Raw genomic sequence first — 12836 nt, 5'->3', positions numbered from 1 at the left:
GGCCCCGCTCGCCCATGGCCCCGCCCCGCTCCTTCCTCTGGGGCCGGCGGATCTTCCTCACGCTGCTCACCGGCTTCGTCCTGCTGCCGGTGTACGTGATGGTCTCCAGCTCCCTCAAACCCCTGGAGGACGTCTCGGGGAAGTTCCGGTGGATCCCCTCCGGCCTCACCTTCCGCCCCTACCTCGACATCTGGGAGACCGTCCCGCTCGCGGACTACTTCGTGAACTCCCTGATCGTCGCGGGCGCGGCGACCGCCTGCTCGCTCGTCGTCGCGGTCTTCGCCGCCTACGCCGTCAGCCGCTACGCCTTCCGCGGCAAGCGGGTCTTCACGGTGACGGTCCTCTCCACCCAGATGTTCCCCGGCATCCTCTTCCTGCTGCCGCTCTTCCTGCTCTACGTCAACATCGGCAACGCCACCGGCATCGCCCTCTTCGGCTCGCGCGGCGGTCTGATCCTCACCTACCTGACCTTCTCGCTGCCGTTCTCGATCTGGATGCTGATCGGCTACTTCGACGGCGTCCCGCGCGAACTCGACGAGGCCGCCGAGGTCGACGGCTGCGGCCCGCTCGGCGCGCTCTTCCGGGTCGTCGTCCCGGCCGCCGCCCCCGGCATCGTCGCCGTCGGCGTCTACGCCTTCATGACCGCCTGGGGCGAGGTCCTCTTCGCCTCCGTCATGACGAACGACGCCACCCGCACCCTCGCCGTCGGCCTCCGGGGCTACGCCACCCAGAACGACGTGTACTGGAACCAGGTGATGGCGGCCTCCCTCGTGGTCAGCGTCCCGGTCGTCGCCGGGTTCCTGCTCCTCCAGCGCTACCTCGTCACCGGCCTCACCGCCGGCGCGGTCAAGTGACGCCCTCCTCCGCCCCCGAAAGGACTCCCGTGTCCGAACCGCTCGACCTCGCCGCCTTCCCGCCCTCCTTCGCCTGGGGCACGGCCACCTCCGCGTACCAGATCGAGGGCGCCGCCGCCGAGGACGGCCGCGCCCCCTCCATCTGGGACACCTTCTCCCGCGTGCCCGGGGCGATCGACAACGGCGACCACGGCGACACCGCCTGCGACCACTACCACCGCTGGCCCGAGGACATCGCCCTGATGAAGGCCCTCGGCACCGACGCCTACCGGCTCTCCGTCGCCTGGCCGCGCGTCGTCCCCGGCGGCGACGGTCCCGTCAACACCGCCGGACTCGACTTCTACGACCGGCTCGTCGACGGACTCCTCGACGCCGGGATCACCCCCTCCGTCACCCTCTACCACTGGGACCTGCCGCAGACCCTCCAGGACCGCGGCGGCTGGACCGTCCGCGAGACCGCCGAACACCTCGCCGGGTACGCCTCCGCCGTCGCCGGACGCCTCGGCGACCGCGTCACCCAGTGGGCCACCCTCAACGAACCGCTCTGCTCCGCCTGGATCGGCCACCTGGAGGGCCGGATGGCACCGGGCCTCACCGACCTCACGGCCGCCGTCCGAGCCTCGTACCACCTGCTCCTCGGCCACGGCCTCGCCACCGCCGCCGTCCGCGCCGCCGCCCCCGGCGCCCGGGTCGGCCTGGTCACCAACCACTCCACCGTCGCGGCCGCCTCCACCCGCCCCGAGGACCTCGCCGCCGCCGTCCGCGCGGACGGCCACACCAACCGCTGGTGGCTCGACCCGGTGTACGGCCGCGGCTTCCCCGCCGACATGCGCGAGCTGTACGGGGTCGACCTGCCGGAACGGCCCGGGGACGCGGCGGCCATCGCCGCACCGCTCGACTGGCACGGCCTCAACTACTACTTCCCGGTGACCGTCGCCGACGACCCCACGGGCCCCGTCCCGCACGCCCGCGAGGTGCGGCCGCCCGAGGTGCCCCGTACCGGAATGGACTGGCAGATCGACGCCGGCGGCCTGGAGGCCCTCCTGCTGCGGCTCACCGAGGAGTACGGCGTACGGGAGCTGTACGTCACCGAGAACGGCTCGGCCTTCCCCGACGCCGTCGGCCCCGACGGCGCGGTCCACGACCCCGAGCGCACCCGCTACCTCGAACAGCACCTGGCGGCCTGCGCCCGCGCCCTGCGCAAGGGCGTCCCGCTCGCCGGGTACTACGCCTGGTCCCTGCTCGACAACTTCGAGTGGGCCTACGGCTACGACAAGCGCTTCGGGCTCGTCCACGTCGACTTCGCCACCCAGCGCAGGACCGTGAAGACGAGCGGCCGGCGGTACGCGGAACTCGTCCGCGCCCACCGCGCGCCGGGGCCCGCCGTCACGCGCCCGGCTGCCCCGTGACGCCCGCCAGCGCCAGGAGGTGCGCGCAGGCCTCCGCCTCCGTGGCGTGGGTGGCGACCGGTTCGTACGCGCCGCGCTCGTACACCCCGGTCTCCCACGTGCCGGGGCCGCCCGGCCCCGTCCGCAGATAGACGAAGTCGGGCGGCGTGGGCGCCGGTTCGTGGACGCCCTCGATCCAGTAGTACGCCCCGGGCACCCCGGCCTCCCGGAGTGCCCGGTCCAGCGCGCGGCGGTCCGTCACGCCGGGACGCGCACCAGATAGCCGTTGTCGAGCAGCCACTTCACGTTGAGGCGCTGGCCCTCGCCCGGGTTCAGGAACGCGGCGTCCAGCTTGATCTGACGGCCGCCGCCCGGCTGCTCGAACCAGGGCGCGATGGAGCCCTCCCAGACCACGAACGCCCGGGTCACCTCGTACAGGTGGTAGTCGCAGGGGAAGGCCGCGTCCCGGGTGTTGAGGTTCTGCGGGGGCAGCGCGCGCTGGGCGTAGTCGTCGCCGGCCGGGGCCAGGTAGCCGCCGTACTCCGAACCGAAGCGGTCCAGCCGCTCGCCCTCGGCGAGCAGCTCGGGCGCCTTGTCGACGGTGCCGTTGACCTCGCCGAAACCGTCGTTCGGCGGGTACTTCCAGCTGCCGGTGTCGGCCGGGCCCTCCCAGTACTTCTTCAGGAAGTCGGCCGAGGACAGGCCGCCGGTCCGGTGGTACCGGTTGAGCAGCGGGCCCACCGGCTGCTGCCACTTCCTGGGCAGGAACTTCGGGCCGAGCCGCTTGTCGCCCTGGAACTCCCCGGTGCAGGGGGCCGGCGGCGCGGCGGCGGGCTTCTCGGCGGGCACGGCCTGCGCCGCGGGGGCGGCGGCGAGGGCGGCGGTGACGCCCATGGCGGCGAGGACGGCACGGATCCTGAAGGCGGTACGGCTGCGCTCCACGCGGAGGCTCCCTGGGGTGGGGTGGTCAGTGGCGACGCGCACAGTAGTGGATCATCTGCGCAGAGTGACCGAACGCGGGCGCAATCCGGCCAGGTGCGCCGTGCGGCCCCTCAGGCCCTACGGAGTCCGCTGAGGAGCAGTTCGGCCAGCTGTTCGTACGCCTCGGCGTCGGCGAGGCCGGTCGCCGCGGCGACCTGGCGCCGCTGGATGCGGACCATCACCGAGGAGATGACGTCCGCCGCGAAGGTCACGTGCACCTCGCGGAAGACCCCGGCCCGTACGCCCTCCTCGATGAGCTGCTGGACCCGGCCGGCCGCCGCGCGCGTGTTGCGCTCGTACACCTCCGCCGCCGGTTCGAATCCGGCCACGTCGTCGAAGAACTGCGGCGAGACCGGCGCCAGCTCGGCCGAAACCGCCCGCAGATAGGCGGCGAGCCGCTCCGCCGGGTCGGTCGCGGCGGCGAGCACCGCCTCGACCCGGGCCGTGGCGCGCCGGAAGAAGTGCACGACGGCCGCGCGGACCAGCTGCTCCTTGCTGCCTGCCAGGCCGTACAGGGTCCGCTTCGAGCAGCGCAGCCGGGCGGCGAGATCGTCGAGCGTCAGCTGGGCGAAACCCTCGCCGACGAGGAGGGCGACGAGCTCCTCGAAGAGGGCGGAGCGGCGCGCCGCGCCGCGGCCCGTCAGCTTCGGGGCGTCGGCGGCTGAGGTCTCGATCACCCGGCCAGTATTCCAGGCCGGAGTTCCAGGGGGTGTCGGGGACACCCTTCTGCGCTACTCTCAGCGGTACTGCAGTACCTGCCCCAGTACCACTTTGCGCGCCGCTGGAGTCGCCATGGATGTCGACCGCCTGCTTCCCACCCCCGAGGCGGCGGACCTCATCGCCCTCACCCGGGAGATCGCCGACAAGGAGCTCTCTCCCAAGGTGGACGAGTACGAGGCCGCCGAGACCTATCCCGAAGGGCTCTTCGCCACCCTCGGAGAGGCGGGCCTGCTCGGCCTGCCGTACCCCGAGGAGTACGGCGGCGGAGGCCAGCCCTACGAGGTCTACCTCCAGGTCCTGGAGGAACTCGCCGCGCGCTGGGCGGCCGTCGCCGTCGCCACCAGCGTCCACACCCTGGCCTGCCACCCGCTGCACACCTTCGGCACCGCGGAGCAGAAGGAGCGCTGGCTGCCCGAGATGCTGGAGGGCCGGAACGTCGGCGGCTACAGCCTCTCCGAGCCGCAGGCCGGCTCCGACGCCGCCGCCCTCAGCTGCAAGGCCGAGCGCCAGGACGACGGCAGCGGGTACCGGATCACCGGCACCAAGGCGTGGATCACCCACGGTGGCAAGGCCGGTTTCTACGCGCTCTTCGCGCGGACCGCGCCCGGCAGCCACGGCATCTCCTGCTTCCTCGCCCCCGGCGCCACCGAGGGCCTGAGCTTCGGCGCCCCCGAACGCAAGATGGGCCTCCAGGCCGTCCCCACCACCTCCGCGTACTGGGACGGCGCGCTCCTCGAAGCCGACCGGCTGGTCGGCGACGAGGGCCAGGGGCTCCAGATCGCGTTCAGCGCCCTGGACAGCGGCCGCCTCGGCATCGCCGCCTGCGCCACGGGCCTCGCCCAGGCCGCGCTGGACGCAGCCGTGGACTACGCGAACGAGCGCACCACCTTCGGCCGCCGCATCGTCGACCACCAGGGCCTCGGGTTCCTGCTCGCCGACATGGCCGCCTCGGTCGACGCGGCCCGTGCCACGTACCTGGACGCGGCCCGCCGCCGCGACCTCGGCCGCCCCTTCAGCCGCCAGGCCAGCGCGGCCAAGCTCATCGCCACGGACACGGCCATGAAGGTCACCACGGACGCCGTCCAGGTCCTCGGCGGCTACGGCTACACCCGCGACTTCCCGGTCGAGCGCTACATGCGCGAAGCGAAGATCACCCAGATCTTCGAGGGAACGAACCAGATCCAGCGGCTGGTCATCAGCAGGGGGCTGGCGCGGCCGGCGTGAGCGCGGGCACCGGGGGCCGGACGGCTCCCGGTGTTCACCGGGCCCCGGCGGTCCCGTGGAGAAGGCGGTGCGAGCCGGCGGTCCTCAGCAGGGCCGCGATCTCCGTGAAGCCGTGGCGGGCCGCGTGGTCCAGGGCCGTCCGGCCGTGGGGGTCCGGGAGCTCCGGGTTCGCGCCCGCGGCCAGGAGGAGGGCGACGACGTCCCGGTGGTCGCGGCCTCCGGAGCCGAGGATCACGGCCTCCAGGAGGGCCGTCCAGCCGAGCCGGTTGACGTGGTCGACGTCGACGGCCGTCTCCCGCAGGAGGGCGCGGACATAGGCGACGTGGCCGCGCTCGGCCGCCGGGATCAGGGCCGTACCGCCGTAGCGGTTGGTGAGGCCGAGGTCCGGCCCCGCGGGGAGCAGCGTCCGCATCATCGCGACGCCGCCCGTGACGCCGGTGACCAGCCACGGGCTGTCCGACCGGTCGTCCTGGGCGTTCGGGTCCGCGCCCGCCGCGAGGAGCAGCCGCGCGACGGGCACGTGGTCGTGCCGGGCTGCCCGCAGCAGCGGGGTGCGGCGGTGCCGGTCCCGGGCGTCGACCCGGGCGCCCGCGTCGAGGGCCGCGTGGACGGCGACGGCGTCACCGTGCGCGGCGGCCGTCAGGAGGGTCTCGTCGAGCGCGTTCATGACGGTGCTCCTCGGGCGCGGGCGGGTGTCGGTTACTTGCCGAGCGTGGCGACGCCGGCCTGGGCGAACTTCTCGTCGAGGTCGCCGGAGGGGGCGCCCGCGACACCGATGCCCGCGATGGGCGCGCNGCCGCGGAGGGTGACGATGGTGTTGCCGTTGCGGTCGACGACGGCGACGGAGACGCGCTGGTTCTCCTTCTCGGCGGCGTCCAGCGTGGCCTGCGCGGCCTTCGTGGCTGCCTCGATCGTCAGGTGCGTCGACTGCGTGGTGTTCTTGTTCTTGGCGTCCGCCTTGGCGACCGCGGCGGCGGGCGCGGCCGCCGTGTCCTCGCCGGTGGCGCTGGCCGAGTAGGCACCGAAGCCACCGAGGGCGAGCGCGGCGACGATCGCCCCACCGGTCACGACACGGGTGCGCGAGGTGGCCTTCTTCACGTGCTTCATGGGATCTGCTCCAGTGAACTCGGTGGGTTTCACGGGCCGTCGGTGCTCCGCGGCCCGCTTCCCCTCCATCCTGGAGCCGGAGTCCCGGGTGACCGGTCGTCGTCCCGGCTGCACCCGGCGCCCGCAACGGTGGACCCCGGGGTCATCCGATCGGTTGACCCTCCCCGGGCTCCGCCCGGACCTGGTCCTCCGCCCACCGCGCGGCCAGCCCGCCGAAGGCGCGGGCCGCCGCGCTCCGGTAACCGGCGGCGCGGCGCAGCATCGTGACGCCGCGGGACGGCAGGGCGGGGGAGAGGGGGACGGGGCTCAGGTGCGGGTGGTCGCGGGTGACGGCGTCGGGCAGGACGGTGGCCAGCGCGGTGTGCCGGACGATCTCGGTGAGCGCGCCGACGGCGTTGGCCTCCACCGCGATCCGCGGCCGGACGCCGTGCTCGGTGACGTACGCGTCGATGTGCCGGCGGGTGGCGAAGTCCTGGCTGAGCAGGGCGAGCTGATGGTGGTTCAGCTCCTCCGCGGGCACCGGCTCCGTACGGCCGGCGAAGGGGTGTCCGGGTCCGACGACCAGGCCGAGGGTCTCGTCGAAGAGCGCGGTGGCCTCGATGCCGGGGAGGTGGCCGCCCTGGAACGCGACGCCGAGGTCGAGGCGGTCGGCGAGGAGTTCGGTCTCGATGTGGTCCTGGGTCAGCTCCCGCACCTCCACGGTGATGCCGGGGTGGCGGCCGTGGAAGGCGGCGACCAGGGGGCCCGTGAGGTACGCGGTGAAGGTGGGTGTGGCGGCCAGCCGCAGCCGGCCCCGGGAGAGGTCGTGGACGTCGAGCACCGCCCGCTCGCCCGCCGCCAGGTCCTGGAGCGCGCGCCGCGCGTACCCCGCGTACGCCTCCCCGGCGTCCGTGAGGCGCACGGTGCGGCCGGTGCGGTCGAGGAGCAGCACCCCGAGGGCCTTCTCCAGCTGCTTGATCTGCTGGGAGAGCGTGGGCTGGGCGATCCGGAGCTCTTCGGCGGCGCGGGTGAAGTTGGCGTGCTCGGCGACGGCGAGCAGATAGCGGAGATGACGGAGTTCCGGCTGCATACGGTCGACTATAGATCGCATCTATAGCAGACATCGACAGAAGGTCTTGGACGCTATAGGTCCAGCTCGTGCAGGGTGAGGACATGCCTCATCTCGCCGAGGGAATCGCCCGCTTCCAGCGGGAGGTCTTCCCTGCCAAGGCCGGCCTGTTCGCCCGCCTGGCCACCGCCCACCGGCCCGGGACGCTGTTCATCGGCTGCTCGGACGCCCGCGTCGTACCCGAACTGATCACCCAGACCGACCCCGGTGAACTCTTCGTCATCCGCACCGCCGGGAACCTCGTCCCCGCCCACACGCCGGGCACCGACGGGGTCGCCGCCGGAGTCGAGTACGCCGTCACCGTGCTCGGCGTGCGGGACGTCATCGTCTGCGGGCACTCCGCCTGCGGCGCGATGACCGCGCTCGCCGAGGGCAGCGACCTGACCGCCGCGCCCGCCGTCGCCAACTGGCTGCGGCACGCCGACGCCTCCCTGGCCCGCACCGCCGCGGCCGGACGGGCGGGCGACGTGGCCGCCCTGGTGCGGGAGAACGTCGCCGCGCAGCTGGCCAACCTGGCCACCCACCCGTCGGTGGCCCGCGCCCTCGCCGAGGGAGAGATCCGGCTGCACGGCTGGGTCTTCGACATCGCCGACGGCACCGTCGAGGAGCTGGCGGGCCCGCCGGCCCGCGTCGCCGCCTGACCCACCCCCCCAGAAGCCCCCTTCCACCCCTTCCGAAAGGACGTACCTCTCATGGTGCACGCCCAGTTCGACCCCACCGCCCGTCGTGAGCTCGCCCTCGCCGCCGTCGAGGCCAAGACCGTCAAGGACCTCAGCTGGCAGGAGATCGCCGACGCCACCGGCTTCTCCGTCGCCTTCGTCACCGCCGCCGTCCTCGGCCAGCACGCCCTGCCCGAGCCGGCCGCCCGGGCCGTCGCCGGTCTCCTCGGTCTCGACGAGGACGCCGTACGGCTGCTCCGGACGATCCCCACCCGGGGCTCCCTCGACGGCACCGTCCCGACCGACCCGACGATCTACCGCTTCTACGAGATGCTCCAGGTCTACGGGACCACGCTGAAGGCCCTGGTCCACGAGGAGTTCGGCGACGGCATCATCTCCGCGATCAACTTCCGGCTGGACGTCAAGAAGGTCGCCGACCCCGAGGGCGGCGAGCGCGCGGTGATCACCCTGGACGGCAAGTACCTGCCGACCAAGCCCTTCTGACCGGGCCCGCACCCCGGACCCTCCTTGGTGCCGACGCGCTCCCGGACGGCCTCCCCGGTTCCGCTTCCGGGAGCGCGGCCTGCGGTTCTATGGTGGGCGGCGCAGATCGCGCGGACCGCGCGGTCCCCCGCGGGCACGCGCCCGATCCGGCGGCCAACCCGGCGGCAGGGTCGCCCCCGCACGACACGTACGAGGAGTTCCATGGACATCGCCGGCTCCGCCGCTCTCGTCACCGGTGCCGCCTCCGGGCTCGGCGCCGCCACCGCCGAGGCGCTCGCCGCCCGGGGCGCCACCGTGTACGGACTCGACCTGGACAAGGCCGTGGCCGCCGCCGGGGCGCTCCCCGAGGGCGTCCGGCTGCTCGCCGCCGACGTCACCGACGAGGACCAGGTACGCGAGGCCCTCGCCGTGATCGACGCCGACGGCGCCGAGCTGCGGCTCGCCGTGAACTGCGCCGGCATCGCCCCCTCCGCCCGCATCCTGGGCCGCAAGGGACCGCACGACCTGGATCTGTTCCGGGCCGTGCTCCACGTCAACCTGCTCGGCACCTTCAACGTGATGCGGCTCGCCGCCGAGGCCATCGCGCGGCACGAGCCCGACGAGCACGGGCAGCGCGGCCTCGTCGTCAACACCGCCTCCATCGCCGCCTTCGAGGGCCAGGTCGGCCAGATCGCGTACGCCGCCTCCAAGGCGGGCGTCGCGGGCATGACGGTCACCGCCGCCCGCGACCTGGCGCAGTTCGGCATCCGGGTCGTCACGATCGCCCCCGGCATCGTCGACACCCCGATGATGGCCGGGTTCGGGGAGGACGTCAGGGCCGGTCTGGCCGCGAGCGTCACCTTCCCGCAGCGCCTCGCGCGCCCGGAGGAGTACGCCCGTCTCGTGACGATGGTCGCCGAGCACGACTACCTCAACGGCGAGACGATCCGGATGGACGGCGCCCTGCGGATGACCGCCCGCTGAGTCCCGCTCCGGAGGGCCTCTCCGGTCCTCCGTACCCTCATCGCAGCACTCGGTGCCGGATTCCCCCGGCACCTAGTGCCGCGCGGAGGCGGTTCGGGTGTTAGGTTCGGCCCATGGGTACAGCGTCGACGAACTCCACGAAGCCGGCGATGCGGGACTCCCTCGTCGCCGCCGCCTTCCAGCTCTTCCTGGAACGGGGCTACGAGCAGACCACGGTCGACGACATCGTCACGCTCGCGGGCGTCGGCCGCCGGTCCTTCTTCCGGTACTTCCCGTCGAAGGAGGACGTGGTCTTCCCCGACCACGAACAGTGCCTCGCCGACATGACGCGCTTCCTCGCCGCGAGCGCCGACTCCGACGACCCGGTCGTCCGCGTCTGCGACGCCGCCCGGCTCGTCATGCGGATGTACGCCGAGAACCCCACCTTCTCCGTGCAGCGCTACCGGCTCACCCGCGAGGTGACCGGACTGCGCACCTACGAGCTGTCGGTGGTCTGGCGGTACGAGAAGACCCTCGGCGACTATCTGCGCACCCGGTGGGCCGACCGCAAGGACGGCACCCTGCGCGCCAACGTCGTCGCGGCGGCCGTGGTCGCCGCCCACAACCACGCCCTGCGGCACTGGTTGCGTTCGGGCGGGAAGGGCGACCCGCGGGCCGAGGTCGACGGGGCCCTGGAGTTCGTCCGCGCCACCTGGGCCACCGGCCAGGCCGCGGCCGCGCCGGCCGAGGAGACCGAGGATATCGTCGTGGTGATCACCAAACGGTCCACCCCCATGTGGCGCGTGGTGCGCGAGGTGGAGTCGAGCCTCGGCGAGGACTGAGAGGTCCACCCGAATCCCTCCAGGGTTCTCGGTATCTCCAATTGAGGGAACTCGGGTCTTTATTTGTTGGCACTCAGTGCCATATCTTGGCTCCATGCACGGTCGAGCCGCCGAGTGCAAGGAGAAGGCATCGTGTTCCACACGGGACTGAGGAGCGGGACCGCCGTCCACGTCGAGGAGTCGGAAACCGACTCCGAGCTCTACTTCCAGCGCTGCCGTTGGTGCGACACCACGACGTTCCAGCGCCTGCTCTGTCCGACCTGCGGGTCGACCGACCTCGCGCCCGAACTCAGCGAGGGCGAGGGTGTGATATCCGTACGGCGCGGGGTCGCCGCCGCCGACGCGGACCTCTGGCCGGTCCATATGACGGAGGGCTTCGTGGTCCGCTGCCGGGTCGACGGACCGGTGCACGCGGTGCGCCCCGGGGTCCGGGTGAAGGTCTCCGGCGTCGCCGGCTCCGGGCGCAGGCCGGTCGTCCGGCTCTGCGAGGAGGTACCGCTCGACGGCTGGTACTGAGACGGGACAGCGGAAGGGGGTGGGTGGCACAGAGTGCCACCCACCCCCTTCCGCTGTGTGTGTCGCAGAGGTCAGCGCGCGCCGATCTCGTCCGTCAGCTGGGGCAGCACCTCGAAGAGGTCGCCGACCACGCCGTAGTCGACCAGATCGAAGATCGGGGCCTCGGCGTCCTTGTTGACCGCGACGATCGTCTTCGAGGTCTGCATGCCGGCCCGGTGCTGGATCGCGCCGGAGATGCCCGCCGCGACGTACAGCTGCGGGGAGACCTGCTTGCCGGTCTGGCCGACCTGGTTGGCGTGCGGGTACCAGCCGGCGTCGACGGCGGCGCGGGAGGCGCCGACGGCCGCGCCGAGCGAGTCGGCCAGCTTCTCGACGACCGCGAAGCCCTCGGCCGCGCCGACACCGCGGCCGCCGGAGACCACGATCGCGGACTCGGTCAGCTCGGGACGGCCGGTGGAGACGCGCGGGGTGCGCGAGACGACCTTCGCGGCGTTGCCGGTGAAGGAGACGGTGACGTCCTCGACCGTACCGGCGGCCGGGGAGGCCTCCGGGGCGGCGGAGTTCGGCTTGACGGTGATGACGGGGACGCCGTGCGAGACCGTCGACTTCACCTGGTACGAGGCGGCGAAGACGGACTGGGTGGCGACCGGGCCGTTCTCGCCGGCCTCCAGCTCCACGGCGTCGGTGATCAGACCCGAGCCGAGGCGGAGCGCGACCCGGGCCGCGATCTCCTTGCCCTCGCCGGAGGAGGTCACCAGGACGGCGGCCGCCCCCTTCTCCTGAGCGAGCTGGGTGAGCGCGTCGACCTTCGGGACGACCAGCTGCTCGGTGAACTCGCCGCCGTCCGCGACGTACACCGTCGCCGCGCCGTACTCGCCGGCGGTGGCGGCGATCGAGGCGGCGGCCTCGCCGGCGCCGAGGACGACCGCCGAGGGCTCGCCGATGCGGCGGGCCAGGGTCAGCAGTTCGAGGGCCGGCTTGCGGACCGCACCGTCGGCGTGGTCCACGAGAACCAGGATCTCAGCCATGATTCGTAGCTCCTGTGTGGGTGAGTGACCGGCGGCGGGTCAGATGAACTTCTGGGTGGCGAGGAAGGCGGCGAGCTGCTTGCCGCCGTCGCCCTCGTCCGTGACGATCGTGCCCTGGGTGCGCGCCGGGCGGGCGGCGACCGTGTCGACCAGGGTCCAGGCCCCGGCGAGGCCCACCTCGTCCGCGTCGATGTCCAGGTCGTCCAGGTCCAGTTCCTGGACCGGCTTCTTCTTGGCGGCCATGATCCCCTTGAAGGAGGGGTAACGGGCCTCGCCGGACTGGTCGGTGACCGAGACGACGGCCGGCAGCGGGGCCTCCAGGTGCTCGGTGGCGGCGTCGCCGTCACGGCGGCCCTTCACGAGACCGTCCTCGACGGAGAGCTCCGACAGCAGGGTGACCTGCGGCAGGCCCAGGCGCTCGGCGAGCAGCGCGGGCAGCACGCCCATGGTGCCGTCGGTCGAGGCCATGCCGCAGACGACCAGGTCGAAACCGGTCTTCTCCAGCGCCTTGGCCAGGATCGCCGAGGTGGCGATGACGTCCGAGCCGTGGATGTCCTCGTCGTTGACGTGCACGGCCTTGTCGGCGCCCATCGACAGCGCCTTGCGCAGCGCGTCCTTGGCGTCGTCCGGGCCCACGGTCACGACGGTGACCTCGGCGTCGTCGGACTCCTCCGAGATGCGCAGCGCCTGCTCGACCGCGTACTCGTCCAGCTCCGAGAGCAGGCCGTCGACGGCCTCGCGGTCGGTCGTCAGGTCGTCGGCGAATCCGCGGTCGCCGGTCGCGTCGGGGACGTACTTCACACAGACAGCGATCTTCAGGGTCACGGCCTGTCTCCTTTCGAGAGGCTGGTGGTTCGGGCTTCGTGCCGTTACGGGAGGTTGCGGGCCATGACGATGCGCTGGACCTGGTTGGTGCCTTCGTAGATCTGGGTGATCTTGGCGTCGCGCATCATGCGCTCGACG

The 12836-nt window shown here is 72.8% G+C and carries 17 protein-coding genes and 1 pseudogene; 8 read left to right on the top strand and 10 right to left on the bottom strand.

What is annotated here, in order from left to right; all coding sequences use genetic code 11:
• The first annotated feature begins 14 nt into the window (after positions 1-14).
• Together ASD33_RS10475 and ASD33_RS10470 are read left to right on the top strand one after the other, a co-directional pair.
• Positions 15-854, top strand: a complete 840-nt coding sequence (locus ASD33_RS10475) for a carbohydrate ABC transporter permease (RefSeq protein WP_056557426.1) — start codon at positions 15-17, stop codon at positions 852-854.
• A 29-nt stretch (positions 855-883) separates the two neighbouring features.
• Complete coding sequence (locus ASD33_RS10470; RefSeq protein ID WP_056557103.1) at positions 884-2263, top strand: GH1 family beta-glucosidase; 1380 nt, start codon at positions 884-886, stop codon at positions 2261-2263.
• Here the strand turns inward: ASD33_RS10470 and ASD33_RS10465 are convergent.
• The 3 genes from ASD33_RS10465 to ASD33_RS10455 all read right to left on the bottom strand — a co-directional run bounded on the left by ASD33_RS10465 (position 2241) and on the right by ASD33_RS10455 (position 3900).
• A complete protein-coding gene (locus ASD33_RS10465; protein WP_056557100.1) occupies positions 2241-2504 on the bottom strand; it encodes a hypothetical protein in 264 nt (87 codons plus the stop codon). The two genes, ASD33_RS10470 and ASD33_RS10465, sit on opposite strands and share 23 nt — an antisense overlap.
• Positions 2501-3136, bottom strand: coding sequence for a TNT domain-containing protein (locus ASD33_RS10460; RefSeq protein WP_056557425.1), 636 nt, complete (start codon positions 3134-3136; stop codon positions 2501-2503). The genes ASD33_RS10465 and ASD33_RS10460 overlap by 4 nt, the downstream gene beginning before the upstream one ends.
• 158 nt (positions 3137-3294) lie before the next feature.
• Positions 3295-3900, bottom strand: coding sequence for a TetR/AcrR family transcriptional regulator (locus tag ASD33_RS10455; RefSeq protein WP_056557097.1), 606 nt, complete (start codon positions 3898-3900; stop codon positions 3295-3297).
• A gap of 115 nt (positions 3901-4015) precedes the next feature.
• Here ASD33_RS10455 and ASD33_RS10450 point away from each other — a divergent pair, with 115 nt between their 5' ends.
• Positions 4016-5167 carry an acyl-CoA dehydrogenase family protein gene (locus ASD33_RS10450; RefSeq protein WP_056557094.1) on the top strand — a complete coding sequence of 384 codons (1152 nt, stop codon included), beginning with the start codon at positions 4016-4018 and terminating at the stop codon, positions 5165-5167.
• A gap of 34 nt (positions 5168-5201) precedes the next feature.
• On the opposite strand, the gene ASD33_RS10445 is transcribed toward ASD33_RS10450, so the two are convergent.
• The 4 genes and pseudogenes from ASD33_RS10445 to cynR form a co-directional block, all read right to left on the bottom strand.
• Positions 5202-5834 carry an ankyrin repeat domain-containing protein gene (locus tag ASD33_RS10445; protein WP_056557091.1) on the bottom strand — a complete coding sequence of 211 codons (633 nt, stop codon included), beginning with the start codon at positions 5832-5834 and terminating at the stop codon, positions 5202-5204.
• Positions 5835-5866: 32 nt separating this feature from the next.
• Positions 5867-5961, bottom strand: a pseudogene (locus ASD33_RS36230) (heme-binding protein); the annotation flags it as partial.
• Position 5962: 1 nt separating this feature from the next.
• Positions 5963-6265: heme-binding protein (locus tag ASD33_RS10440; RefSeq protein WP_242427110.1), on the bottom strand; the 303-nt coding region annotated here is incomplete at its 3' end.
• A 151-nt stretch (positions 6266-6416) separates the two neighbouring features.
• A complete protein-coding gene (gene cynR / locus ASD33_RS10435) occupies positions 6417-7343 on the bottom strand; it encodes a transcriptional regulator CynR (RefSeq protein ID WP_056557085.1) in 927 nt (308 codons plus the stop codon).
• An 83-nt stretch (positions 7344-7426) separates the two neighbouring features.
• Between cynR and ASD33_RS10430 the strand changes: the two genes are divergently transcribed.
• The 5 genes from ASD33_RS10430 to ASD33_RS10410 all read left to right on the top strand — a co-directional run bounded on the left by ASD33_RS10430 (position 7427) and on the right by ASD33_RS10410 (position 10845).
• The gene (locus ASD33_RS10430; protein WP_056557082.1) at positions 7427-8023 is read left to right on the top strand and encodes a carbonic anhydrase; all 597 of its coding nucleotides are present in this window, start codon (positions 7427-7429) and stop codon (positions 8021-8023) included.
• Positions 8024-8074: 51 nt separating this feature from the next.
• A complete protein-coding gene (gene cynS / locus ASD33_RS10425; RefSeq protein ID WP_056557079.1) occupies positions 8075-8545 on the top strand; it encodes a cyanase in 471 nt (156 codons plus the stop codon).
• 201 nt (positions 8546-8746) lie between these two features.
• Positions 8747-9508, top strand: coding sequence for an SDR family NAD(P)-dependent oxidoreductase (locus ASD33_RS10420; protein ID WP_056557077.1), 762 nt, complete (start codon positions 8747-8749; stop codon positions 9506-9508).
• A gap of 113 nt (positions 9509-9621) precedes the next feature.
• A complete protein-coding gene (locus ASD33_RS10415; RefSeq protein ID WP_056557075.1) occupies positions 9622-10329 on the top strand; it encodes a TetR family transcriptional regulator in 708 nt (235 codons plus the stop codon).
• Positions 10330-10461: 132 nt separating this feature from the next.
• A complete protein-coding gene (locus ASD33_RS10410) occupies positions 10462-10845 on the top strand; it encodes a zinc ribbon domain-containing protein (RefSeq protein ID WP_056557072.1) in 384 nt (127 codons plus the stop codon).
• Between the two features lie 71 nt (positions 10846-10916).
• Here the strand turns inward: ASD33_RS10410 and ASD33_RS10405 are convergent, their stop codons facing one another.
• The 3 genes from ASD33_RS10405 to ASD33_RS34030 form a co-directional block, all read right to left on the bottom strand.
• Positions 10917-11873: an electron transfer flavoprotein subunit alpha/FixB family protein gene (locus ASD33_RS10405; RefSeq protein ID WP_056557069.1), complete on the bottom strand. Its 957-nt coding sequence runs from the start codon at positions 11871-11873 to the stop codon at positions 10917-10919.
• Positions 11874-11912: 39 nt separating this feature from the next.
• Positions 11913-12698 carry an electron transfer flavoprotein subunit beta/FixA family protein gene (locus ASD33_RS10400; protein WP_056557065.1) on the bottom strand — a complete coding sequence of 262 codons (786 nt, stop codon included), beginning with the start codon at positions 12696-12698 and terminating at the stop codon, positions 11913-11915.
• Positions 12699-12742: 44 nt separating this feature from the next.
• The coding region (locus tag ASD33_RS34030; RefSeq protein WP_132919430.1) for an acyl-CoA dehydrogenase family protein at positions 12743-12836 on the bottom strand (94 nt) is incomplete at its 5' end.

It is taken from the genome of Streptomyces sp. Root1304 (assembly GCF_001426405.1).
In the GTDB taxonomy this organism is placed as follows: Bacteria; Actinomycetota; Actinomycetes; order Streptomycetales; family Streptomycetaceae; genus Streptomyces.
This window is presented reverse-complemented; position numbering and strand designations above follow the sequence as displayed.

Bases quoted from the DNA above. Each gene is read 5' to 3' on its own strand.
- cynS (WP_056557079.1), top strand. From the start codon at position 8,075: ATGGTGCACGCCCAGTTCGACCCCACCGCCCGTCGTGAGCTCGCCCTC.
- ASD33_RS10420 (WP_056557077.1), top strand. From the start codon at position 8,747: ATGGACATCGCCGGCTCCGCCGCTCTCGTCACCGGTGCCGCCTCCGGG.
- ASD33_RS10460 (WP_056557425.1), bottom strand. From the start codon at position 3,136: ATGGGCGTCACCGCCGCCCTCGCCGCCGCCCCCGCGGCGCAGGCCGTG.
- ASD33_RS10450 (WP_056557094.1), top strand. From the start codon at position 4,016: ATGGATGTCGACCGCCTGCTTCCCACCCCCGAGGCGGCGGACCTCATC.
- cynR (WP_056557085.1), bottom strand. From the start codon at position 7,343: ATGCAGCCGGAACTCCGTCATCTCCGCTATCTGCTCGCCGTCGCCGAG.
- ASD33_RS10475 (WP_056557426.1), top strand. From the start codon at position 15: ATGGCCCCGCCCCGCTCCTTCCTCTGGGGCCGGCGGATCTTCCTCACG.
- ASD33_RS10405 (WP_056557069.1), bottom strand. From the start codon at position 11,873: ATGGCTGAGATCCTGGTTCTCGTGGACCACGCCGACGGTGCGGTCCGC.
- ASD33_RS10415 (WP_056557075.1), top strand. From the start codon at position 9,622: ATGGGTACAGCGTCGACGAACTCCACGAAGCCGGCGATGCGGGACTCC.
- ASD33_RS10430 (WP_056557082.1), top strand. From the start codon at position 7,427: ATGCCTCATCTCGCCGAGGGAATCGCCCGCTTCCAGCGGGAGGTCTTC.
- ASD33_RS10445 (WP_056557091.1), bottom strand. From the start codon at position 5,834: ATGAACGCGCTCGACGAGACCCTCCTGACGGCCGCCGCGCACGGTGAC.